Here is a 23846-nt window from a genome sequence, read left to right as displayed (position 1 = left end):
CGTGATCGCGCGGCGTCTCCCGCTGTTCCCGCTGCCCCTCGTGCTGTTCCCCGGCACGGTGATGCCGCTCCACATCTTCGAGCCGCGCTACCGCGAGATGCTCGCCGACTGCCGCGACGGCGACGGCCGCTTCGGCATCATCCTCACGGGCGGTGAGCCCGAGCGCGCGCTCCCCGCAGGCCACGTCGGCTGCGTCGCGGAGCTGCGCGAGGTGCAGATGCTCGCCGACGGCCGCGCGAACGTGCTCGTCGAGGGCACGCGGCGCTTCGCGCTCGAGCGACTGGTCGACGCGCCGCACGCCTATCACGTCGCGCTCGTCGCCGACTACGACGACGAGCCGGGTGACGACCGGGCCGCGCTCGACGACGGAGCGCAGCGCGTGCGCTCGGCGTTCGCGCGCGTGGCCCGCGCCGCGCGCGCCATCGCCGACGACGACGCCCCGCTCCCCGACCTCCCCGACGACCCCGCGCTCGTCGCGTTCCGCGTCGCGTCGCTCGTCGACTTCGACCGTGCCGATCGGCAGGCGCTGCTCGTGTCGCGCTCCCCGCTCGCGCGGCTGGTCACCGTGGCATCGCTGCTCGAGCGCGCCGTTCCCGGCGTCGAGGACCGCGCGGCGACGCACCGGCGCGCGCGCGGCAACGGGCACGGACCGGCCGACGCGTTCGGCGCCGCATGAGCGACGGGACGACGGCCACGCTGCCCAACGCCGTTAGGCCTTCCCTGCCCGACGGCCTCGCGCGTCGGCTCGCGGACATCGTCGGCGAGCGCTTCGTGCTGCGCCGCACGAGCGAGCTGCGCGTGTACGACTCCGACGGGCTCCCCGGCTACCACCGGCAGCCGTCGCTCGCCGTGCTCCCCGGCACGCGCGACGAGACCGTCGCCGTGGTCCGCGCGCTCGCGGCGGAGCGCGTGCCGTTCGTGCCGCGTGGCGCGGGCACGGGGCTCTCCGGCGGCTCGCTCGCCGACGGGTGCGTGATCGTCGGCCTGAACCGGCTGACGCGAATCCTCGCCGTCGAGCCCGAGGATCGTCTCGCGGTCGTGGAGCCGGGCGTCGTGAACACCACACTGACGCGGGCCACCGCGCCGCACGGCCTGCACTACGCGCCCGATCCGTCGAGCCAGACGGCGTGCACCGTCGGCGGCAACGTCGCAGAGAACGCCGGTGGCCCGCACTGCCTGAAGCACGGGGTCACGCTGAACCACGTGCTCGCCTGCACCGTCGTGCTCCCCGACGGCGAGATCGTGACGTTGGGCAGCGCCGACGGCGAGCGCGCGGGCTACGACCTGCTCGGCGCGTTCGTCGGCAGCGAGGGCTGCTTCGGCGTGGCGCTCGACGTGACGGTGCGGCTGTCGCGCGACCCCCAGGCGGTGCGCACGATGCTCGCCGACTTCACGTCGCTCGAGGCGGCTGCACACGCCACGTCGGCGATCATCGCGGCCGGCATCACGCCGGCGGCGCTCGAGGTGATGGACGGCCCCGCGATCCGCGCGGTCGAGGCGTCGATCTTCGCCGCCGGCTACCCGCAGGACGCGGCCGCGGTGCTGCTGTGCGAGTTGGACGGCCTCGCCGACGGCATCGACGACGATGCGGCGCGCGTGACGGCACTGTGCCGCGAGGCTGGCGCGCGGAGCGTGCGCGCGGCGAGCGACCCGGCCGACCGCGCGCGGCTCTGGCAGGGACGCAAGAAGGCGTTCGGCGCGATGGGACGCCTCGCGCCGCACCTCGTGCTGCAGGACGCGGTGGTGCCGCGCACGCGGCTCGCCGACGTGCTCGCGCGCATCGAGGCGATCGGCACCGCGCACCGCGTGGCCGTCGCGAACTTCTTCCACGCCGGCGACGGCAACCTGCACCCGACCATCCCGTACGACGCGCTCGACGCGGACCAGGCGGCGCGCGTGCATGCGGCGATGTCGGAGATCATGCACGTCTGCGTCGACGCCGGCGGCACCATCACGGGCGAGCACGGCGTGGGGCTCGACAAGCAGGGCTACATGGACCTCGTGTTCGACGACGCGACGCTCGCCGCGATGTGTCGACTGCGCGACGTCTTCGATCCCGAGCGGCGCGCGAACCCGGGCAAGGTCGTCCCCGCGCGCTCGTGCCGCGAGTGGCTGGCCGCGCCGCAGCTCCGTCGGTGAGCGCGGCGACCGAGTCCGTCGCGCCGCCGCCTGTCGGCGCGCCTAACGACACCGCCGACGTCGCATCGCTCGTGCGCGACGCCGCGGCGCGCGGCACGCGGCTCCGCCTCGTCGGCGCCGGCACGTGGCTCGACGCGGGGCGGCCCGTGACGGCCGACGCGTCGCTGCCGCTGGACCGGCTCAGCGGCGTCGTCGACTACGTGCCCGGCGACCTGACGCTCACCGCGCGCGCGGCGACGCCGCTCGCCGAGATCGCGCGCGTCACGGCGGCCGAGCGGCAGCTGCTCGCGCTCGACCCGTTCGGCGAGGGCACGCTCGGCGCCACGGTCGCCACGGCGTCGGCGGGACCGCTCGCCCACGCGTTCGGGACGCCGCGCGACAACGTGCTGGGGCTCACGTTCGTCGACGGCTCCGGCGAGATCGTGCGCGCCGGCGGCCGCGTCGTGAAGAACGTCGCCGGCTTCGACCTCGTGCGCCTGCTCACCGGCGCGTGGGGCACGCTCGGCGCGCTCACCGAGATCACCGTGCGGCTGCGTCCGATGCCGGAGCTCGACGTCACGGTCGCCGCGCCGCTGCCGTCGACGCACGCGCTGCAGCCCTTCCTCGCCCGGCTGCGCGCCGCACCGCTGTCCGCGTGGGCGCTGGAGCTCGCGAACGCGCCGCTCGCCGAGCACCTCGGGCTCGTGAAAAGACCGCTGCTCCTCGCGCGCCTCGCGGGCAACGAGGCGCTCGTGCGCGCGCAGCGCGCGACGCTCGCCGACCTCGCGGGCGTGGGCGACGTCGCCGACGTGGGAAGCGACGTGTGGCGCCGGTTGCGCGCCGTGGAGCCTGCGGTCGCGACGGTCGTGCGCGTGTCGGCGCGACCGTCGCGCCTCGCGGCGCTGTGCGCGCAGCTGTTCTCTCCCGCCGCGGGCGCGTTCGGCGTGCTCGCGCACGCGAGCGTGGAGCGCGGCATCGCGCGCCTCATCCTGCCGGGCGACGCCGGCTTCGGGCTCCCACGCTTCGACGTCGGCGACGCGGCGCCGGCGGTCGTCGTCGAGCGCCTGCCCGCATCGCTGTGGGCGGAGCACGGCGCCCACCTCGCGCCGCCGCGCGAGCCCGACCGCCTGACGCTCGGCGTTAGGCGCGCGTTCGACCCGCACGGGATACTCAATCCCGGCATCCTGTAGCCGCATGGTGCTGCTTCCCAATTCCACCGCGCCCTGCGCGCTGCCCGACTCGCCGCTCGCCGCCGCCAAGCCGGGGATCGACGCGTGCGTGCACTGCGGGTTCTGCCTCCAGGCCTGTCCCACGTACGTCAATCTCGAGGACGAGAACGACAGCCCGCGCGGCCGCATCCTGCTCATGCGCAGCGTGCTCGAAGGCACGCTGCCGGCCGACGACGCCGACGTCCGCACGCACATCGACCGGTGCCTCGGCTGCCGCGCGTGCGAGACCGCGTGCCCGTCGGGCGTGCCGTACGGCCACATGCTCGAGGCGATGCGCGCCACGCTGTACACGCGTCAGCCGCCGCCGCTCGTCGCGCGCGTCATCCTCGCCGTGTTCGCGCGACGCGCGCTTCTGTCGCTCGCGCTCCTCGGCGCGCGCGTGCTTCGCGCCACGCGGCTGCCCCGGCTCCTGTCGCGTCTTCCGGGTCGGATGGGCTTCGCGTTCGCGATGCTCGCGTCGACCGAGGCGCCGCTGCGCGGGCGCCGGTGGACGCCGCGCGGCACGGGCGCGCGCGGCACCGCGACGCTGCTCGAGGGATGCGTGATGCGCGGGCTGTTCCGCCACACGAACGCGGCGACGAAGCGCGTGCTGCGCGAGAACGACTACGCGCTCGCCGACACGCGCGGGCAGGCGTGCTGCGGCGCGCTGCACGCGCACGCGGGCGACCTCGACGCGGCGCGCGCACTCGCGCGCGCGAACGTCGCCGCGTTCGAGCGCTCGAGCGCGGAGTGGATCGTTGTGAACTCCGCGGGATGTGGAGCGATGATGAAGGAGTACGGCGAGCTGCTCGCCGACGATCCCGCGTGGTCAGCGCGCGCGCGCGCGGTCGCGGAGCGCGTGCGCGACGTGAGCGAGCTGCTCGTCGCCGCGGGACCGCGGCCGACCGGCGGACCCGTCCTGCTGCGGTCGAACGGCGGTGGTACGAGCGCGCCGCTGCGCGTGACGTACGACGCGCCGTGTCACCTGCTGCACGCGCAGCGCGTGTCGCTGCCGCCGCTGCAGGTGCTCGGCGCGGTGCGTGGCGTCGACCTCGTCGCGCTCACCGACAGCGATCAGTGTTGCGGCAGCGCAGGGATCTACAATCTCGTCGAGCCCGACACGTCCGACGCGGTGCTCGCACCGAAGCTCGCGCACATCGCCGCGACCGGCGCGGCCCTCGTCGCGACGGGCAATCCCGGGTGTCTCATGCAGCTCGGCGCGGGGCTGCGTCGCGCCGGCGCGCATGCACGCGTGCTGCATCCCGTGGACCTGCTCGACGCCGCGTACGCGAGCGGCGAGCGCGCGGCGCCGGCCTAGAAACACACGTTTCGCCGAGAGAAAACGTCGCCGTCGCCCGCTTGCGTCGCGAACCGGATTGGCGAGCTTTCAGGCGCAATTTCCGGCGGCCGCACGCCGTCGAGGGCGTGGTGCGGCGCGACGAACGCGCTCAGCCGTCGCGCACGACTGTTGCATCGTCCGCAGGCGTCCTCACTCCCGCGGTTGGACCATACTACGGAAGGCAACATGAGAACTCGCTCTGTCGTCGCCACGTTGGCTACGGTGTCCGTCCTGCTGCCTGCCGCTGCGTCCGCGCAGCGGCGCAGCGCCATCGAGGTCGGCGGGTTTGGGCGCTACACGATCCAGCCCGACACGCTCAACGTCGAGAACGTCTTCGCCGGAGGCGGCCGCCTCGGGTATTACATCTTTCCAGGCCTGTCGGTCGAGGGTGAGGCCTCATTCGGCGTCTCGAATCAGAAGCGCAACACGGCGACGGTGCCGGACTCGCTGCAGGACGTGTCGCACACGCTCTGGCAGGCCCGGCTCCTCTACAACACGCCGCGGGCCGCGCGCACGAGCTTCATGATCGGCGCCGGCTACGCGTACGACGGCTTCGGCCGCATTCGCCTCGTCGCGCCGCGCGGCCAGGGCATCAGCGGCCTTGTCGGCCTGCGCTGGTATCTCACGAACCGGATCAGCGCCCGGTTCGAGGCGAACGGCTACTATGTGTTCGCCGACGACAGCGCGAACCCGTACCCGCGCAAGGCGACGTTCACGCCGAACTTCCAGGTCGGCCTGAGTGGCCTGTTCCGCAACGCCGCGTCGGTGCCGACGATCGTCACGCGCTACGACACCGTGCGCGTCACGCAGACGCGCGTCGACACGATCTTCCGCGACCGCATCGCCGAGGCGACCACGCCGTCGCCGAGCGCCGGCGCTGGTGGTGGTGGGGGTCTCGCCCGCGGCGCCACGGTCGTCATCGGCGTCGTGAACTTCGACTTCGACAAGTACGACCTGAGCAGCGACGCACGCCGCATCCTCGACGACGTCGCGTCGTCCCTCGCCCGTCCCGAGGCGTCCAACCTCAACCTCGTCGTCACCGGTAACACCGACGCGATCGGCGGCGAGAGCTACAACTCCCGACTCGGCGAGAACCGCGCGAAGGCCGTCGCGGACTATCTCGTGAGCAAGGGCGTCTCGCAGTCGCGCATCACGCAGCGCTCCGCCGGCGAGACGAACCCGGTCGCGAACAACACGAACCCGGAAGGGCGCGCGACGAACCGCCGCGTGCTCATCGAGCTGCAGAACGGCGCGCCCTGACGCACCCGCGTCAGTCGTCGCACCCGACGCTCCACGTTCGCCGGCCCCGGCCCGCGCGGACGTGGAGCGTCGGCCGTTGGTGCCCTCGAGCTCCTGACGTGCGCGCCGACCGCCCGGGCCCCGCAGCGCTGCTGCTCGAGCTGGAGGGCGTCCTCGCGGACACCGTCGCCGCGCGCCGCGCGGCACTGGCCGACGCGCTGGCCGGGCGCGGCCTCGCCCTCCCCGACGACCTGCTCGCGCGCGCGGCGGACGGCCGCGCGCCCGCCGTCGCCGCGGCCCGCGCGGCCGAGCTCCTCGCGCGCGAGCCCGGCGCGCCGGGGCTCGACGCGGTCGACGTGGACCTCGTGGCGCTCGCCGCGACGCGTTCCTTCGCCGACCGTGCAGCGCACGGCGTGTCGCTCGTGCCCGGCGCGCGAGACGCGATCGATGCGCTTGCGGACGTCGTGACGCTCGCCATCGTCACGCGTGCGCCGGCCCGGCTCGCGGACGACGTGCTCGCGCTCGCGAAGCTCGACGGGATCGTGCGGGTCGTCGTCGCGGCGGAGCACGTCGCCGCCCCCAAGCCGTCGCCCGCCGCGCATCTGCGCGCGCTCGCTCGGCTCGCACGCATCGGACCGCTCGCCCCGGAGCGGGTCGTCGCGATCGAGGACGGGCCCGACGGCATCGCCGCCGCAGCCGCGGCCGGCGTGCTCGCGCTCGGCGTGTGCCGCGGCGCGCCCGATGCGAGGGAACGCGGCGTTTGGGTGGCGAGCGCCGAGGCCCTGACTTACGATGCGCTCGTGGAACTCGTCGTCACTCGCGGAGTGCGAGGCACATGACCTCTCCGTCGTCTCCCGCTGACGCGCCGCCGGCGACCGCCGCGCCGGGCGCGCAACAGAGCGCGCAGCCGAACGCGCCGCAGCAGGCGCCGCGTCGGCCGGTCGTCCTCGACTACGGCGATCCCGCCACGGAGTACGCCGCGCTCCGCACGGGCGCACTGCTCGTGGACCACGGCGACCGCGACCTGTGGATCTTCCAGGGCGCGCAGGCGCGCGAGACGCTCGCGGGACTCGTCACGAACGACGTCGTCGCGCTCACGCCGGGACACGGCGCGTACGCGGCCGCGCTGACCCCGAAGGGACGCATCGTCGCCGACCTGCGCCTCCTCGCGCTCGCCGACGCGACCATCGCACCGGGTCCCGCACCGTCGGTCCGTGCACGCGCCGCGACAGCGCCGAGCGCCGGCGACGGTACGACCGTCGAGCCGACGTGGCCGACCGCCGCGGCGGTGCTCGTCGACGTGCCGGGCAGCGCGGCCGAGGGATGGGACGGCGTCGTGCGGAAGTTCGTGAACCCGCGTCTCGCCGCGTACCGCCGCGTCACCGAGCACGTGCGCCTGTTCGCCGTGTACGGCGTGCGCGCGCGCGACGCGGTCGCCGAAGCGTTCGCGCTGCCGCCGTCGGCGCTCGCCACGCTCGCGCCGTACGGGCACGCGACGGTGGAGACCGGAGATGGACCGTTGATCGTCGTGCGACTCCCCGACCTGGGACTCGACGGCTTCGGCGTGTACGCACCGACGGCGGCGTTCGACGCGGCGTGGGCGCGCGTCGCGCGCGCGTCGAGCGTCGTGCCCGGTGGGCTGCGCGCCTACGACGTCGCGCGCATCGAGGCGGGGCGCCCGGCATGGGGAGTCGACGTCGACGACACGACGATCCCGCAGGAGGCGAACCTCGACGAGCTGCACGCGATCTCGTACACGAAGGGGTGCTACACCGGACAGGAGGTCGTCGCGCGCGTGCACTTCCGCGGACACGTGAACCGGCATCTGCGCGGGCTCGCGTATCCGCCCGACGACGGGCTGCTGCCGACCGGCGCGCGCCTGCTCGACGCGGACGGGCGGGACGTCGGCGACGTGCGGAGCGTCGCCGTCTCGCCGCGCATCGGCGGCATCGCGCTCGGCATGGTGCGGCGCGAGGTGGCGCTCGGCGCGACGCTCGTCGTGCGCACGGCCGACGCGTCGAGCGACGGCGCGAGCGGCGATCGGTTCGTCACCGTCGGCCCACTGCCCTTCCCGTTGTAACGAACGTCGTCGCGGCGTTGCAAACGCGCGCTGGATCGCGCGACGGCCATGAACGCGACGGCGGGGCGCAGCACCGAGTGCCGCGCCCCGCCGAGGGCCCATGCGAGCGAGATCGCTTACGGCTTCTTGGTCGCCGTGTCGTGCTTCATCGCACCGGTGTCCGACTTCATCGCGGCGCTGTCCATCTTCATCGCGCTGCTGTCCGTCGCGGCGGGCGCAGGCGTCGTCGACGGGGCCGGGGTCATCGCCGGGGCGGCGGTGTCGGCGGCAGGGGCCTGCTCCTTCGTGGAGCAAGCGGCGAGAGCGAACACGGCGGCGACCAGGGCAAGGCGCTTCATCGACGATCTCCTAGGAGGGCGGTATGAACTGCATTGGAGACCCGCGCCCGACGGTTGGGCCCGGATTCGGCGGAAAACTAGCCGCGCCTCCGGAGGTGTCAAGACCGCCGCGGATTAAGTCGTGCAGCGGCAACGCGTTCGCATTCTCGCGCATGCGTCGCGCGTCGCTCGCGCGAGAGTTGCGCGCGTCGTGACCGCGTCGAACGTTACAGCAGGTCGCATCTCAATCACGGACAGGAGCCCCCTTGGCATCACTCCCGCAGACCCTCGGCGCCCTGAAGCGCTCGCCGTTCGGCGCGCCCGAACGCGCGACGCGCTCGGTGAAGGACGAAGTACGGCAGAACCTCCTGGCGCGCCTCGCGTCGGGCGGTCCGCTGTTCACCGGCGTGCTCGGGTACGAGGACACGGTGATGCCGCAGATCGTCAATGCCCTGCTCTCGCGACACAACTTCATCCTGCTCGGACTGCGCGGGCAGGCGAAGTCGCGCATCCTGCGCGCGCTCGTCACGCTGCTCGACCCCGAGATGCCGATCGTCGCCGGCAGTGAGGTGAACGACAACCCGTTCGCGCCGATCTCGAAGTACGCGCGCACCCTCATCGACGACGCCGGCGACGACGCGCCGGTCGCGTGGGTGTCGCGCGACGCGCGCTACGTCGAGAAGCTCGCCACGCCCGACGTCACGGTGGCCGACATCATCGGCGACGTCGATCCGATCAAGGCCGCGCGCGGCGGACACCTGCTCTCCGACGAGCTGACGATCCACTACGGCATGCTGCCGCGCGCGAACCGGGGCATCTTCGCGCTGAACGAGCTCCCCGACCTCGCGGGCAAGGTGCAGGTCGGGCTGTTCAACATCATGCAGGAAGGCGACGTCCAGATCAAAGGCTATCCCGTTAGGCTCTCGCTCGACGTGCTGCTCTGCTTCACGGCGAACCCCGAGGACTACACGGCGCGCGGCAAGATCATCACGCCGCTGAAGGACCGCATCGGGTCCGAGGTGCTCACGCACTATCCCGACGAGGTGGAGCTCGGGATGGCGATCACGCGGCAGGAAGCGTGGACCGACCGCCCGTCGCTGGACGGCCGGAAGGTGCGCGTGCCCGACTTCGTGCTCGAGGTGATCGAGCGTGTGGCGTTCGAGGCGCGCACCGACAAGCGCATCGACAAGCGCTCCGGCGTGTCGCAGCGCATGCCGATCACGGTGCTCGAGAACGTCGTCTCGAACGCCGAGCGGCGCGCCGTGCTGTCGGGCGAGCAGGAGGTCGTGCCGCGCATCTCGGACATCTATGCCGCACAGTCCGCGATCACCGGCAAGATCGAGCTCGAATACGAGGGAGAGCTCGTCGGCGGCCACGCGATCGCGCGCGAGCTCATTCGCCGCGCCGCCGATGCGACGTTCCGCGCGCGCGCCGGCGGCGTGAACGTGGACGACGTCATCATGTGGTTCGACGAGGGTGGCGCGCTGCAGGTGAGCGACGACCTGCCGCCCAAGGTCGCGGCGCAGGCGTTCCGCACGGTGCCGGCACTCACCGAGGTCGTGCACCACGTCGGCCTCGCGACGCCCGACGACGATGCGTTCACCGTCGCCGCCTGCGAGCTCGCGCTCGAGGCACTCGTCGCGCGCCGCAAGATCTCCCGCTCCGACGCGGGGCAGTACGGCCGCGCGCAGCCGGAGCAGCGCCGCCGATCGTCGGGTGGGCAGGACATGTTCGGGGGCGGGCTGAGTGCGTAGTACGCCGAGGCGCCGGGACTCGGGACTCGGGACTCGGGACTCGGGACTCGGGGGGCACGAGTCTCGAGTCCCGAGTCCCGAGTCCCGGCTGTCCATCCGGGCCGCGGCCGCCGACGATCTCGAGACGGTGCTCGCGTTCCGTCTCGCGCTGCTGCGCGAGCACGCCGGGAACCCGGTCTACGGCCGGCTGCGCGCCGACGCGCCCGAGCGCGCACGCCGGCTGTTCGCGGCGCAGCTCGTGGCGCCCGACGAGGTGACGTTCCTCGCCGAGCGCGGACGATGTGCGGTGGGCGTGCTGCGGTGCATGGAGAGCCGCGGCTCGCCGCTGCTCGACCCCTCGCGCTACGGCTACGTGGCGTCGGTCTACGTGGTCCCCGCCGAGCGGCGGCGCGGCGTGCTGCACGCCCTGCTGGACGCCGCGGCGCAGTGGTGCACCACCCGCGACCTGGACGAGATGCGCCTCCACTCGGCCGCCGACAACGACGTGGGCAACGCGGCCTGGGACGCCCTCGGCTTCACCGTGGTGGAGCATCTGCGAACCCGCGCCGTCCCGCGCTCCCGCTGACGGCGAGCTTCCGGGCGGGCTCGAGCGCGTCGTCGTGTGACGTAACGCACACGCCGGCGTTGCCTGCGGCAGTGGTCATGCGTCAAGAGGGTTTGCGGCGCCCACGCCCGTCGCCGGCCGCCGCTCGACCCTTCGCTCGACGATGCCCCAGTCGCCGTCAGCCGCGACATCACATGCTCCCGGAAGGCCGCCGTCGGCGGCTCGGGGCGGACCGTTTTCGCGACGCCCGCGGCTCGGCGTCCGCGGACTGCTCATCGCGCTGGTGTGTGCGGTCGCCGCGCCGTTCGTGCTCGGCACCGCGTTGCGGGTCCGCGAGCGGGTCACGGCCGCGCGAGTGGAGGCGGGGCGGCGCGCGCTCGACGTCGCGGGGCTCGTGGCCGCGCGGCTCGACGACCGCGCACGGGACGCGGGCACCGTGATCGCCGACGCATTCCGCGGCGCGCGCCTGCCCGACGGAGCCACCATCACGATCCTCGACGCGCAGGGCGTGGTGCTCGGCCACGGCCCGCGCGGCGAGGAGCTGGTCGGGCGGCGCATGCCGAATCTCGCGGCATTGCCCGACGCGGGCCGGCGCGAGGCCATCGAGGTCGTGGGATCGGACGGGGCGCCGTGGCTCGCCGCGTTCGCGACGGCACCGGCCACGGGATGGCGTGTGCGGGTCGCGGTCCCGCGCCGCGCCGCGGACGCCGCGGTGCGAGGAGAGGTCGCGCGGGACGTGCTGCTCACGGCCGCCGCGCTGGCGCTCGCGTTAGGCCTCGCCGCGGTCGTCGGGCGGAGGGTCGTCGGCTCGCTCGATTCGACGTTCGACGAGATGGCGGCCACGATCGACGCACGCACCGCCGCGCTCCGCCGCATCGAGCAGCGCTATCAGCTGCTGTTCGAGGCGTGTCCACTGCCGCTGTTCCTCTCCGAGTTCGCGACGCACCGCATCCTCGCCGTGAACGACGCGGCGTGCGCGGAGTACGGCTACACGCGCGAGGAGTTCACGCATCTCACGCTGCTCGACCTGCGGCCGGCGGAGGAGCGGCTGCGGTTCCTCGCCGTGTCGCGCGCGCTCACGGAGGCGCAGGGGTTCCGCGAGCGCAGCTCCACCGGCGTGTGGCGCCACCGGCACAAGGACGGCTCCATCGCCGAGGTGGAGGTGTTCACGGTGATCACGGAGTTCGAGGGGCAGCCCGTGCGCCTCTCGGTGTCGCTCGACGTGACGGCGCGACGTCGCGCAGAGCGCGCGCTGCAGGAGTCGCAGGACCAGCTCCGCCGCGCGCAGAAGATGGAAGCGTTAGGCCGGTTCGCCGGCGGCATCGCGCACGACTTCAACAATCTGCTCACGGGGATCCTCGGCTACTGCGACCTCGCGCTCTCCGACGAGGGGCTGCCGAGCGAGACGCGCGAGGACTTCTCCGCCATCCGCGACGCCGCGCAGCGGGCGGCGGGCCTCACGGGGCGCATCCTCGCGTTCAGTCGCGGCCGCGTGATGCAGCCGGTCGCGCTCGACGTGAACGACGTGGTGGAAGGACTGCAGCCGATGCTCGGCCGCATGATCGGTGAGCACATCCGACTGGAGAGCGACCTCTCGCCGTCGGCCGGCACGGTGCTCGCCGACTCCGGTCAGGTCGAGCAGGTGGTGCTGAACCTCGCGCTGAACGCGCGCGACGCGATGCCCGACGGCGGCGTGCTGTCGATCTCGACGTCGGACGTGCACGTGGAGCACGACGACGCGCACCATCCCGACGTGCCGCCGGGCCGCTGGACCGTGCTCGAGGTGCGCGACACCGGCGTCGGCATGGACGCCGAGACGCAGACACACATCTTCGAGCCGTTCTTCACGACGAAGGACCGCGCGCGCGGCACGGGGCTCGGTCTCGCGACGGTGTACGCGATCGTGCAGCAGGGGGGTGGCGCGGTGCGCGTGTGGAGCGCGCCGGGCGCGGGCAGCCGGTTCGCCGTCTACCTGCCGCGCGTCGACGAGCCGGCCGAGGAGCGCCGCACGCCGCCGGCACCGCAGCTCGCCGTCGGCGGCGACGAGACGATCCTGCTCGTGGAGGACGAGGAGGCCGTGCGCGCGATCGCGCGCGAGACGCTCATCCGCCGCGGCTACCGCGTGATCACCGCCGCCGACGGGCCGTCCGCGATCGAGGTCGCGCGGCGCCATCCGGAGATCGACCTGCTGCTCACCGACGTCGTGATGCCGGGGATGAGCGGCCGCGAGCTGGCGGAGCTGCTCGCGCGCGACCGGCATGCGCTGAAGGTGCTGTTCATGACCGGCTACACCGAGGACGAGGTGCTGCACCGCGGGGTGTCGAGCGACGACGTGGCGCTGCTCGCGAAGCCGTTCACGCCCGACACGCTGTGCGCCGAGGTGCGCGCGGTGCTCGACGCGGAGCAGCCCAGCGCGGTCTGACGTTGCGCTGCCCGGTCAGAGCGACGCCGGCCGCTCCACGAGCTGGAACAGCGCCACGGCGCCCGCCACGCACGCGAGATACACCACCGGCATCAGCGCGGCATAGATCAGCGGACCGTTCGCGAACAGCCGCTGGCCGGCGAGGCCCCAGAAGACCATCGCCACGGTGTTCGTGACGAGTCCGTGAATCAGGTAGAACGAGTAGCTCGCGATGCCGATCGCGCGCAGCGGTCGTGAGGAGAGCGAGCGCGAGACGGGACTCGTGCGGTTGCTCGCGCACAGCACGAACACGCCGATGCCGAAGGCGAGCACGCAGAACACCAACGTCGCCGGCGTGAGCGACGCGGTGAGCACGCCCGCGAGCGCCGGCTGTCGGCGGAGCAGCGGCACGCTGCACACGGCGAACAGGAACACGCCCCAAACGAGCGCACTCGGAATCCGGCCGAGCCACCGATGCACGCGCTCGATGCTGCTGATCTCCCAGACGAGGATTCCCGGCAGGAAGAGCACGAAGCTCTTCGCCAGGTGCTGCACGTAGGTGCCGGCCAGCACCCACACCAGCAGCCACCCGAGAACGAACGCGATGCGCACGGGCCGCGGCCAGCTGCGCAAGCGCAGGCCGGCGACGATGCATCCGAGCCCGATGTAGAAGAAGATCTCGTAGCTCAGCGACCACGCGACGGTGATGATCGGCTTCACCTTGAACACGCCCGGCAGCAGCAGCGCGTTCTTCAACACGTACAGCAGCGTCCCGTCGGGCGGCAGCTTGCTGCGCGCGGGGAACACGAACCCGAGCAGCAGGTAGATCCCCAGCACCGCGAGAAACGTGGGGTAGATGCGCCGCACGCGCCGGCGGAAGAACGTCAGCAGCCGGGTCGGGCGTCCCATGAGCGACCCATAGATCAGGAAGCCGCTGAGGACGAAGAACACGTCGACGCCGTGGTAGCCGACCTGCGCCAGGTACGCTCCGACGCGCATCGGCGACGAGCCGCGCGGCAGCAGTAGGCGGCCGAACGCCGCCTGGAAGTGCACCAGGAAGACGAGGCTCGCGGCGATTCCGCGCACCGCTTCCAGCGCGGGAATCCCCTTCACGTCGTCGATCGGGACCGTGAAGAAACGCCGCCAGGCGGCCGGCAGCGCCACGGCCACCGGGGCCGGCATGACGCCCTCGGCCCCAGTGGCCCGCAACGGCACGTCGACCTCCGCTCCGACCGCGGGAGTCAGGCCAGACGAGGGCAAATCACGCGTCATCACTGCCTCGTCCGAGCCGGGGGCGTTTGCGGTGCTGCGTTCTGCCATTACGGGAGCGAGGGGGAAAGCGAGCGACGCCTCCTAGATTAGGCCCGCGCCGCCGATTGGCCAAGGCGCGGGCGCCCGACGGCGCGCAACGTCCTCGCGACAGGTCACTGGTCGATGGACCACCGCCGCGCACGATGCGCGTACTCCCACAAGCCGTAGCCGAGCATGACGGCGCTGCCGCCACGAATCGCCCACGCCGCCCCGGCGGCGCGAGCGACGGCACCGGCCATGAGGGAGCCTGCCACCTGCGCCATACCGACGACGGCGAACGAGTACGCGGCCATCAGCCGGCCTCGAAGCACGTCGGGCACGCGCGACTGGAGCAGCCCGTTCGCCAACGCGCCGTTGCAGATCATCGCGAATCCGATCGCCAGCAGCAGCGCGCGCGCCGCCGGCACCCACCGCACGAACGAGAACACGGCGAGCAGGATCGCGTACAGGGCCGACGCCGCCACCAGCGTCCGTGTGCGCGGCAACCGCGTGCCCGCGCCGGCGATGAAGAGTGCCCCCGCGAACCCACCGACGCCGACCGCCGCGAGCAGCACCCCGTACCCGCTCGCGCCGAGGCCGAGCAGATCGCGTGCAACCACGGGCATGAGCGTGAGGTATGGCACGCCGAACACCGAGAAGACGAGCACCATCGTCATGAGGGCGCGCACGTCCGGCGTGTGCCAGATGTAGGCGAACCCCTCCTGCAGCCCGGCCAGCGGTGAGCCCTTCGGAGCGGCGCGCTCGCGCTCCGGCAGCCGCACCATGAAGAGCCCGACGAGCACCGCCAGGTAGCTCGCCGCATTCACCGCGAAGCACCACGCGATGCCTAACGCCGCGATGACGGCCGCGCCCAACGCCGGCCCCACCACGCGGGCGAGGTTGAACCCACTCGAGTTCAGCGCGATCGCCGAGCCGAGATCCTCGCGGCCGACGAGCTCCACGACGAGCGACTGCCGCGACGGGATCTCGAACGCGCTGAACACGCCGTTCGCGAACGCGAGCCCGATGAGCCAGCCGATCGTAAGGTGCCCGGTGAGCGTGAGCACCCACAGCGCCGTCGCCTGGCAGAGCATGAGCGCCTGCATCGCCTGCACCACCCGCAGGCGGTTCACGCGATCGATCACCACGCCGGCGATGAACGAGAGCAGCAGCACGGGGAGCGACGCGGCGGAGGCGACGACGCCGACGAGGAACGCGTTGTTCGTCAGCTCCAGCGCGAGCCATCCTTCGGCCATCACCTGCATCCACGTGCCGACGAGCGACAGCGTCTGCCCGGACCAGAAGATGCGGAAGTTGCGGTGGCGTACGAGCGGCGCGAACGGGTTCAAGGCGATCGAGAAATGGAGGTCGCGTCCTTCGCTGCGCTCGGGATGCCGGGGCCGGGACCTTGCCCCCCGAAGTGTATCAGCCCACCATGCAGTATCGCCTGCACGGCGCCCCCATCGCTGCCAACTTCCGGCCATGCGATTTCACACGTACACGAAGTACAGCCCGGAGCTCGCCGACGCGGTCGACCTGCAGTCGCTGCTCGACAAGCTCGCCGACTTCCTGCTCGACTCGGGATTCGCGGGTGGCCCGCACTACCACCCGTACTGGGGGGAGACGGGCGACGAGGCCGACCGCTCGCTCGACGCGCTGCGTCAGGCGATCCTCGAGGCGCTCATGGAGAGCGGGCAGTTCACGCCCGAGATGCTCGAGGCACTGCGCGGCGACGCGCAGGAGGGGAGCGACGCGGAGGCGAGCCTCGCGCAGCTCCTCGACCAGATCGTGCAGCGGCTCACCGCCGAAGGCTACCTCAACGTGCAGGCGCCGCCGCAGATGCCGAGCACGCAGCAGCCGGTCACCGGGCGCGGCAGCCTGAGTCACAAGGCGAGCAAGGACGTGCAGTTCCAGCTCACCGACAAGGGAATCGACTTCCTCGGCTACAAGACGCTGCGCCACATCCTCGGCGCGGTGGGCAAGTCGAGCGTCGGCAGCCACGACACGCCGTACCTCGCCACCGGCATCGAGGCCGACGGCGTGTCGAAGGCGTACGAGTTCGGCGACGTGCTGAACCTCGACGTGAACGCGACGCTCATGAACTCCCTCGCCCGCACGGGCAAGATCGAGGTGCCGATGGACCTCGACTACCCGGATCTCATGGTGCGGCAGGCAGAGTATCGATCGAGCTGTGCGACGGTGCTGATGCTCGATACGTCGCACTCGATGATCCTCTACGGCGAGGACCGCTTCACGCCGGCGAAGAAGGTCGCGCTCGCGCTCACGCACCTCATCCGCACGCAGTTTCCCGGTGACTCCATCCGCGTGGTGCTCTTCCACGACTCGGCCGAGGAGATCCCGCTGGCCCGTCTCGCACACGCGCAGGTCGGCCCGTACCACACGAACACCGCCGAGGGCCTCAAGCTCGCGCGCCGCATCCTGCTCGCGCAGAAGAAGGACATGCGGCAGATCGTGATGATCACCGACGGCAAGCCGAGCGCGCTCACCATGCCCAACGGCATGGTGTACAAGAACTCGATGGGGCTCGACGCGCAGGTCATCGCGCAGACGCTGCGCGAGGTCGCCGACTGCCGGCGCGCGGGGATCGTCATCAACACGTTCATGCTCGCCCGCGACCGCGCACTCGTGGAGTTCGTCAAGCGCGTCTCGGAGATCAGCCGCGGCAAGGCGTACTTCACGAACACGATGACGCTCGGGCAGTTCATCCTCATGGACTTCCTGCGGCGGAAGACGCGCAAGGTGAGCTGACGACCCCTCGGGGAATGTGATGCGGGGCACGCCCCGCTCGTTGACAGACTCGTGACAGCGACATTACCGTCGCCCCGAACGCCACGGACTCGTCACGACCTCCCCGATGCGGGCAGACCAATGCGTCTCGAGCGCACTGGGCGCGGCTCCGACCCGGCGGCGCTGACCGCCGCCTCCCCGACGGCCGTCGGGCGACTGTCGCCGACCGTCGACGCGCCCCCGGAACGGCACGAGCGCCCCGCCGAGCGCCGCACGGAGCCGGCTTCGGGCGTCCGCGTCGCAGCGCTGTACCCGGCGCTCCTCGCGGTCTTCCCCACCCTCCACGTCGTGACACGCACGGTGGGCACGTACAGCATGGGCGACCTGGCGCTCATCGTCGCGGTGGTGCTGGGGCTCACGCTCGCCGTGCTCGCGCTCGGGGCGGCCGTCGCCCGAGCGCTCGGCCGCGACGCGCCGCTCGCACGCGGCGCGCTGCTCACCGCGGTGGCGGTCGCGTGGACCTTCTACTTCATTCCGTTCCAGAACGCGCTCGCGCCGATCGCGGGCCCCCTCGCGCGCAGCGCGGTGTTGGGTCCGATGTGGCTCATCGGCTCGGTGGCGCCGCTGTGGCTCGCCGTGCGGCGGCGGCGGTGGACGCTCGACGGCGTCGCGCACGTGCTCTTTCTCGCCGGGGTGCTGCTCGTCGTGAGCGCCGCGATGCGGGTGGCGCGGGCGAACGTCGGCAGTCGCGCGCGGGTCGAGCGCAGCGCCATCTGGCGCGCTTTGCAGACGCCGGTGCGGACCGACCCCGCGCGCACCGCCGTGGGGCCGAAGCGCGACATCTATCTCATCGTCCTCGACGGCTACCCGAACGCCGCGGTGCTGCGCACGAAGTTCGGCTACGACAACTCGCGCTTCGTCGACAGCCTACGGGCGCTCGGCTTCACCATCCCGAAGCACGTCCGCTCCAACTACGTCTCGACCCTGCTGTCGCTGTCGTCGGTGCTGAACTTCGAGCACGATACGTTGCTCGCGCGCGACGTCCCGCCGAACAGCGTCGACAACACCATCGTGACGGCGCTGACCCGGGAGAATCGCGTCGCGCGCTTTCTGAAGGAGCGCGGCTACCGCTTTCTGCTCTTCCCCACGGAATGGGTGGAGTTCACGCGCGACAGCCCGCTCGCCGACTACGTGTACCCGGGACCGCCCCGCATCGACGTGCGGGCCGAGTTCCAACGCAGCGAGCTGCGGCGCGTGATGTTCGAGTCCACGCTGCTCTCGAAGTTCCGCGCGCTGCACGGCGGCTACGGTGGGCGCTTCGTGCTGGACGAGTTCCGCCGACTGCGCGACGTGCCGGGGGACAGCGCGCCGACGTTCACCTTCGCGCACTTCATGCTGCCGCATCAGCCGATCGTGCTGGACAGCGCATGCCGACCGGTCAACCCCGGCGGCGTGGTGATCGGCGAGCGTATGGGGATGCCCGGGCCGCGGGCCGGTTTCCTCGGCGTGCTGCAGTGCAGCAACGCGCAGGTGCTCGCGCTCGTCGAGGCGCTCTTCCGCCGCTCTCCCGTGGCGCCGATCGTCATCGTGATCGGCGACCACGGCACGCTGAGCCGCGGGTGGGCAGTGGACGCCAAGCTGCCCACCGACAGCATCGCCGCCGAGCGGCTCGGCGCATTCGCGGCGTTCTACATGCCGGACGGTGGCGCGGCCATGTTCGAGGATTCGACCACGCACGTCAACATCTTCCGCAACGTGTTGCGCCACTACTTCGGCGCGGACCTGCCGCCGGCGTCCAACGAGGGGTTCTTCAACCAGGCCGGCGAGGCGTATCGCTTCCGACCGGTGAACGAGAGCGTGGTGCTCGGGGGCTGACGGTCGGGAGACGGCGGCCGGCTCGGCGATTTTCGGGAGTTCCGGCGGTCGAGTACATTCCAGCGAGGCCGCTCGACGTCCCTCCTGTCACCCCCGCGCTGGCGCACGTGCCGTCCGTCGGGGAGACGCCCCCCAGCGCGCGCCATGAAGCTGATCGAGGCACTCCAAGTCATCCGATCCCGCCGGGAGCTCCCGGACGCTCGCCCGTTCGGCCTGGCCACTGGGTTCACGCCGCTCCATCTCGCGACGTTCCTCACGGCGCACCTCCAGCAGCGGCTCTCCACCGCGCGTGTGGAGCTGGAGGTCGGGCGCTACGGCGACCTGCTGGGCAACGTGCGCCGAGCCGCGGACGGCGGCGCGCGGAGCGCGGGCCTCGCGGTGGTGATCGAGTGGCAGGATCTCGACCGCCGCCTCGGGCTGCGCGAGAGCGGCGGCTGGGCCCCGGCGGTGCTCGACGACGTGCTCCAGACGGCCCGCGCCGCATTCGGTCGGCTCGGCACGGAGCTCGCCGCGGCGAGCGAGCGCACGCCGGTCGCGGTGTGCCTCCCCACGCTGCCGCTGCCGCCGATCGCGTTCACCGTCGGGCAGCAGGCCAGCGCGTTCGAGCTGCAGCTGCGGGCGGCGCTCGCGCAGTTCGCCGCCGCGCTGTCGTCGAGCCCCGCCATCCGCGTGGTGAGCGAGCGCGCGCTGGCCACCACGTCGCCGATGGGCGACCGCCTCAGCGTGAAGTCGGAGCTCGCCACGGGCCTGCCGTACGCGCAGCCGCACGCCGACGCCGTCGCGGCGAGCCTCGCGACGCTGCTGCTTCCGCGCGCGCCGAAGAAGGGGCTCGTCACGGATCTCGACGACACGGTGTGGCTCGGGATCCTCGGCGACGTGGGCGTCGCCGGCGTCGCGTGGGACCTCGAGCATCACGCGCAGGTGCACGGCCTCTATCAGCAGTTCGTCGCGTCGCTCGCCGACAGCGGGGTGCTCGTCGCGGTGGCGACGAAGAACGACGAATCGATCGTCGAGGAGGCGTTCCGGCGCGCCGACATCGCGCTGCCGCGCGACCGGGTGTTCCCGTTGCTCGCCAACTGGGGCTCGAAGTCGAAGTCGATCGACGCGGTGCTGCGCGCGTGGAACGTGGGCGCCGACAGCCTGGTGTTCGTCGACGACAGCCCGCTCGAGATCGCCGAGGTGCAGAGCCGGCATCCCGACGTGGAGTGCCGGCTGTTCCCGAAGGACGATCCGGACGCGGTGCTCGCCCTGCTGCACGAGCTGCGCGATCTGTTCGGCCGGCCCGCGCTGCAGGCCGAGGACGCGCTGCGCCGCGAGAGCCTGCGCAACGCGCAGGCGTTCGAGCAGTCCGCCGGCGAACAGGACGACGAGGCGTTCGCGGCGAGCCTCGGGGCGACTGTGTCGTTCGCGGTCGGCGACGGCGCGGCCGACACGCGCGCCTTCGAGTTGATCAACAAGACGAACCAGTTCAACACGAACGGCGGACGGTATCTCGAGGCGGATTGGGCGGCGCTCCGCGCGCGCGCCGACTCGCTGGTGATGACCGTGAGCTACGGCGACAAGTTCGGGTCGCTCGGCAAGATCGCCGTGCTCACCGGCACGCTCGAGTCGAACCGCGTGCGCGTCGAGCGGTGGGTGATGAGCTGCCGGGCCTTCGCGCGGCGCATCGAGCACGCCACGCTGCGCACGCTGTTCGACACGTACGACGTGAACGAGGTCGTGGTCGACTATGCGCCCACCGCGCGCAACACGCCGGCGCGCGAGTTCCTCGCGTCGCTCGTCGAGCTGCCGGACGGCCCTGGCGACGTCGTGATCTCGCGCGCCCGGTTCGAGGCCGCGTGCCCGCCGCTCTATCATCGCGTCGAGCGCTCGGCGCTCCAGGAGACCGCCAATGGATGACGTTCGTGCTCGGCTCGAGCAGTGCTTTCTCGCCGTCTTTCCCGATCTGACGCCCGCCGAGATCCCGGACGCGAGCCCCGCCACGGTGGAGGCGTGGGACTCGCTCGCGAACGCGACGCTCGTCTCCGTGATCGAGGAGGAGTTCGGCGTCGAGCTGCCGATGGAGGAGCTCGCGGAGCTCGCGTCGTTCTCGCTGCTGCTCGATCATCTTCAGAGCGAGCCGAACGTCCGCTGAGGCGCGGCGTGGCCGCGCCTAACGCTCACAGGTGAATCCGGCCGTCGCCGTCGCCGCGCGTGAACTGCAGCATGCGCCGCTCGAAGTCCGCCGTTCTCGGCACGAGCTGCGGCGACGGCGCGAGGATGTAGTTGGACCGCGCGCTGCGGTACGCGGCCCGGTGGAACGCGGCGCGCCACGCGGGATGCGACTGGTTCGTCACGACGAGGTCCACGTCCTCGTCGAGCAGGAGCCGCGTGGCGGCGAGGGCGGCCGCCGTCTCGTACCCCGGCGGCGTGAGCGCATCGATCACCGCGCCGACCCGCAGGTTCCCGAAGTGTACGTTGCCCGACATCTGCCGCACGGAGAGCGCCACCCAGCCGACGTGGCGTCCGCCGTCGAGCAGGGCGTGCGCGCGGACACGCGTCTCGTCGGTCGGGTACAGCGCGCGCAGGGTGGTCGCATCGCGCACGCCGATCACCGCGTACGCACCGCGAGCGCTTTCCCAGATCGCGTCCGCCCACGGCTCCCAGGCGGTCACCGGGCGCGTCGTTAGGCGGGCGACGCCGCGCGTGCGCGCGGCCGCGAGCGCAGCCCACGCCGCGCGTCCGACGAGCGACCCGCCGGTCGCCGTCAGCGCGCCGCCCGCGAGCCGGCGGCGCCACGCCGGCCCGAGCGCGCGCAGCTCGCGGACGCAGCGCCCCACGTTCGCCAGCCGGAACTGGAATGGCACCGGCCACACCGCCCACTGCATGGCGTGCAGCAGCTGCGGCAGCGGCCGGTCGGTACCGCCCATGCCGAGGGCGAAGCAGCGCGGGTAGCGGCGGACGACCTGCTTGATGATCCACATGCCGAGGAACGCGAACTGGCGGTCCACGATCCCCTCGGACAGCGGCAGCTGGATGTTCGCCACCGTCTGCACGGCGCCGTCGACCCAGAACGGCTGCACCTGCAGATGCACGCCGCCACGCACCTGTCCCTCGTCGACGACGAACAGCCGCTCCTCGACGATGCCGTGCTGCTGGTTGCGGATGTAGATCGGCCCCGGCCCCGCGTGGAGCCGATACTCCGGCGGCGCCCCGCCGGCGTCGAGCCGCGCATTGAACGCGGTGATCGCGTCGCCGAGTGCCGGGTCGTACGGCACCAGCTCGAAGGTCTTGGACGTCCGGCGCGCGGAAGGCGTCGTCATCGGCGGAAGGTAAGCGGTCACCGGCACCGCGAGCCACGGACGTGCGGCGAACGTCCCACCGCGCACTCCTCTTGTGGGCGCGCACGCGGTCGGCGAGGTTCCGGTCGATGAAGCTGATCTCGTTGATGTATCACGACGTCGTCGGCCCCGAGGGGTTCGAGTCGAGCGGGTTCGCGGGCGGCGACGCGCACATCTACAAGCTGACGCGCGAGCGCTTCGACCGACACATGGCGGCGCTGAGCGCGACGGCCCCGTTCCCGGGCCTCGTCACCGATGTGCTGGCGCGCCCGGCCGACGGCACGCCCTGCGTGGTGCTCACGTTCGACGACGGCGGCGTCGGCGCGCTGCGTCACGCCGCGCCGGCGCTGGAGGCGCACGGTTGGCGCGGTCACTTCTTCGTCACCACCGACCGCATCGGCCAGCCGGGCTTCGTGACCGAGGCGGACGTCCGTGAGCTGGCCGCGCGCGGCCACGCGATCGGCAGCCATACCCGCACGCATCCGCCGCGCATCTCGCACCTTCCCGAGCCGCAGATCCGGGCCGAGTGGCTCGACAGCGTTAGGCGGCTCGCGGATCTCGTCGGCGACCGGATCCGCACGGGCTCCGTGCCGGCCGGCTTCTACTCCGACCGCGTCGCCGACGCGGCGGCCGACGCCGGCATCGAGGTCCTCTTCACGTCCGAGCCGACGGCCGCCGTCGCGCGACGTGGCCGCTGCACGATCCTCGGCCGCTACGCGATCATGCGCGACGACGACGCCGACGTGCCGCAGGCGCTGGCGCGCGACAGCTGGCTTCCACAAGCGCGCCAGGCCGCACTGTGGAAGGCGAAGAAGGCGGTGAAGGCCATCGGCGGCGAGCGCTGGCTCGCGTTCCGGCGACGTGTCCTCGCCGACCGCTGACGACGGCGCCTCGCGGCGCGGTCGCGGGCGACCCACCGCGACGGTCGACGCGGCGACGGCGCGCGACTTCGGGCGCCGACTGCGTGCGTGGTTCCGTCGACACGGGCGCGACCTGCCATGGCGCCTCACGCGCGACCCGTATCGCGTCCTCGTCTCGGAGCTGATGCTGCAGCAGACGCAGGTCGCGCGCGTGGTGGACTACTACCACGCGTTCGTGACGCGATTCCCGACGCTGAGGCACGTCGCCGAGGCGCCCCCGAGCGCGGTGACGGAGGCGTGGGCGGGGCTCGGCTACTATGCGCGTGCTCGTAACCTGCACGCGCTCGCGCGCGAGGTGGCCGCTGCCGGCGGCGCGCTGCCCGCCGAGCCGGCGGCGCTGCGCGCGCTCCCCGGCATCGGGCCGTACACCGCGGGCGCGGTGGCGTCGTTCGCGTTCGAGCGTCGCGCGGCGCTCGTCGACACGAACGTCGCGCGCGTGCTGCGCCGCGCGTTCGCGCCTGCGCTCGATCCGAAGACCGGCGCCGGGCAGCGCGCGCTGTGGGCGATCGCCGAGTCGATCCTGCCGCGGTCCGGCCGCGCGGCATGGACGCACAATCAGGCGCTCATGGAGCTCGGCGCGCTGGTGTGCACCGCGCGCGCGCGACACTGCACGCGCTGTCCGGTGCGCGCGCACTGCGCGACGTTCGCGGCCGAGGTGCCGCTCCCCGCCCGACACCGCAGCAGCTAGCTTCG

General features: G+C 72.6%; 20 protein-coding genes. 16 read left to right on the top strand and 4 right to left on the bottom strand.

Annotation, left to right across the window (positions count from 1 at the left end; all coding sequences use genetic code 11):
* The first annotated feature begins 1 nt into the window (after nt 1).
* The 7 genes from J421_RS12615 to ygfZ all read left to right on the top strand — a co-directional run bounded on the left by J421_RS12615 (nt 2) and on the right by ygfZ (nt 7984).
* Entirely contained in the window at nt 2-676 is a 675-nt protein-coding gene (locus J421_RS12615) for an LON peptidase substrate-binding domain-containing protein (protein WP_025411538.1), read from the top strand.
* Nucleotides 673-2139 (top strand): FAD-binding oxidoreductase, encoded by a 1467-nt coding sequence (locus tag J421_RS12610; protein WP_025411537.1) that lies wholly within the window; start codon nt 673-675, stop codon nt 2137-2139. The genes J421_RS12615 and J421_RS12610 overlap by 4 nt, the downstream gene beginning before the upstream one ends.
* A complete protein-coding gene (locus J421_RS12605) occupies nt 2136-3308 on the top strand; it encodes an FAD-binding oxidoreductase (protein ID WP_025411536.1) in 1173 nt (390 codons plus the stop codon). The genes J421_RS12610 and J421_RS12605 overlap by 4 nt, the downstream gene beginning before the upstream one ends.
* 7 nt (nt 3309-3315) lie before the next feature.
* Complete coding sequence (locus J421_RS12600) at nt 3316-4644, top strand: (Fe-S)-binding protein (protein ID WP_158508776.1); 1329 nt, start codon at nt 3316-3318, stop codon at nt 4642-4644.
* 207 nt (nt 4645-4851) lie between these two features.
* The gene (locus J421_RS12595) at nt 4852-5925 is read left to right on the top strand and encodes an OmpA family protein (protein ID WP_104022575.1); all 1074 of its coding nucleotides are present in this window, start codon (nt 4852-4854) and stop codon (nt 5923-5925) included.
* Between the two features lie 98 nt (nt 5926-6023).
* Entirely contained in the window at nt 6024-6743 is a 720-nt protein-coding gene (locus J421_RS12590; protein WP_025411533.1) for an HAD family hydrolase, read from the top strand.
* On the top strand, nt 6740-7984 hold the full coding sequence (gene ygfZ, locus J421_RS12585; RefSeq protein ID WP_025411532.1) for a CAF17-like 4Fe-4S cluster assembly/insertion protein YgfZ: 1245 nt from the start codon (nt 6740-6742) through the stop codon (nt 7982-7984). Before J421_RS12590 ends, ygfZ begins: the two co-directional genes overlap by 4 nt.
* A 116-nt stretch (nt 7985-8100) precedes the next feature.
* Here the strand turns inward: ygfZ and J421_RS12580 are convergent, their stop codons facing one another.
* Nucleotides 8101-8322 carry a hypothetical protein gene (locus J421_RS12580; protein ID WP_025411531.1) on the bottom strand — a complete coding sequence of 74 codons (222 nt, stop codon included), beginning with the start codon at nt 8320-8322 and terminating at the stop codon, nt 8101-8103.
* Nucleotides 8323-8567: 245 nt separating this feature from the next.
* Here J421_RS12580 and J421_RS12575 point away from each other — a divergent pair, with 245 nt between their 5' ends.
* The 3 genes from J421_RS12575 (at nt 8568) to J421_RS12565 (ending at nt 13021) form a co-directional block, all read left to right on the top strand.
* Nucleotides 8568-10055, top strand: a complete 1488-nt coding sequence (locus tag J421_RS12575; RefSeq protein WP_025411530.1) for a magnesium chelatase ATPase subunit I — start codon at nt 8568-8570, stop codon at nt 10053-10055.
* A gap of 127 nt (nt 10056-10182) precedes the next feature.
* On the top strand, nt 10183-10620 hold the full coding sequence (locus J421_RS12570; RefSeq protein ID WP_025411529.1) for a GNAT family N-acetyltransferase: 438 nt from the start codon (nt 10183-10185) through the stop codon (nt 10618-10620).
* A gap of 262 nt (nt 10621-10882) precedes the next feature.
* Nucleotides 10883-13021 carry a response regulator gene (locus J421_RS12565; RefSeq protein ID WP_025411528.1) on the top strand — a complete coding sequence of 713 codons (2139 nt, stop codon included), beginning with the start codon at nt 10883-10885 and terminating at the stop codon, nt 13019-13021.
* Between the two features lie 15 nt (nt 13022-13036).
* Here the strand turns inward: J421_RS12565 and J421_RS12560 are convergent, their stop codons facing one another.
* Complete coding sequence (locus tag J421_RS12560; protein ID WP_025411527.1) at nt 13037-14182, bottom strand: acyltransferase family protein; 1146 nt, start codon at nt 14180-14182, stop codon at nt 13037-13039.
* A gap of 242 nt (nt 14183-14424) precedes the next feature.
* Complete coding sequence (locus J421_RS12555) at nt 14425-15639, bottom strand: MFS transporter (protein ID WP_025411526.1); 1215 nt, start codon at nt 15637-15639, stop codon at nt 14425-14427.
* 133 nt (nt 15640-15772) lie between these two features.
* Here J421_RS12555 and J421_RS12550 point away from each other — a divergent pair, with 133 nt between their 5' ends.
* The 4 genes from J421_RS12550 to J421_RS12535 all read left to right on the top strand — a co-directional run bounded on the left by J421_RS12550 (nt 15773) and on the right by J421_RS12535 (nt 21047).
* Nucleotides 15773-17059 carry a vWA domain-containing protein gene (locus tag J421_RS12550; protein WP_025411525.1) on the top strand — a complete coding sequence of 429 codons (1287 nt, stop codon included), beginning with the start codon at nt 15773-15775 and terminating at the stop codon, nt 17057-17059.
* A gap of 120 nt (nt 17060-17179) precedes the next feature.
* Nucleotides 17180-18913, top strand: coding sequence for a hypothetical protein (locus J421_RS12545; protein ID WP_025411524.1), 1734 nt, complete (start codon nt 17180-17182; stop codon nt 18911-18913).
* Between the two features lie 144 nt (nt 18914-19057).
* Nucleotides 19058-20812 (top strand): HAD-IIIC family phosphatase, encoded by a 1755-nt coding sequence (locus tag J421_RS12540; protein WP_025411523.1) that lies wholly within the window; start codon nt 19058-19060, stop codon nt 20810-20812.
* Nucleotides 20805-21047, top strand: a complete 243-nt coding sequence (locus J421_RS12535; RefSeq protein ID WP_025411522.1) for an acyl carrier protein — start codon at nt 20805-20807, stop codon at nt 21045-21047. Before J421_RS12540 ends, J421_RS12535 begins: the two co-directional genes overlap by 8 nt.
* A gap of 25 nt (nt 21048-21072) precedes the next feature.
* Here the strand turns inward: J421_RS12535 and J421_RS12530 are convergent, their stop codons facing one another.
* Nucleotides 21073-22215 carry a hypothetical protein gene (locus J421_RS12530; protein ID WP_148306294.1) on the bottom strand — a complete coding sequence of 381 codons (1143 nt, stop codon included), beginning with the start codon at nt 22213-22215 and terminating at the stop codon, nt 21073-21075.
* 107 nt (nt 22216-22322) lie between these two features.
* On the opposite strand from J421_RS12530, the gene J421_RS12525 reads away from it, so the two are divergent.
* On the top strand, nt 22323-23114 hold the full coding sequence (locus tag J421_RS12525; RefSeq protein ID WP_104022571.1) for a polysaccharide deacetylase family protein: 792 nt from the start codon (nt 22323-22325) through the stop codon (nt 23112-23114).
* Nucleotides 23095-23841, top strand: a complete 747-nt coding sequence (locus J421_RS12520; RefSeq protein WP_025411519.1) for an A/G-specific adenine glycosylase — start codon at nt 23095-23097, stop codon at nt 23839-23841. Before J421_RS12525 ends, J421_RS12520 begins: the two co-directional genes overlap by 20 nt.
* Nucleotides 23842-23846 lie beyond the last annotated feature (5 nt).

It is taken from the genome of Gemmatirosa kalamazoonensis (genome assembly GCF_000522985.1).
GTDB lineage: Bacteria > Gemmatimonadota > Gemmatimonadetes > Gemmatimonadales > Gemmatimonadaceae > Gemmatirosa > Gemmatirosa kalamazoonensis.
The sequence above is the reverse complement of the archived record's forward strand: the minus strand, read 5'-3'. Positions and strand labels throughout refer to the sequence as shown.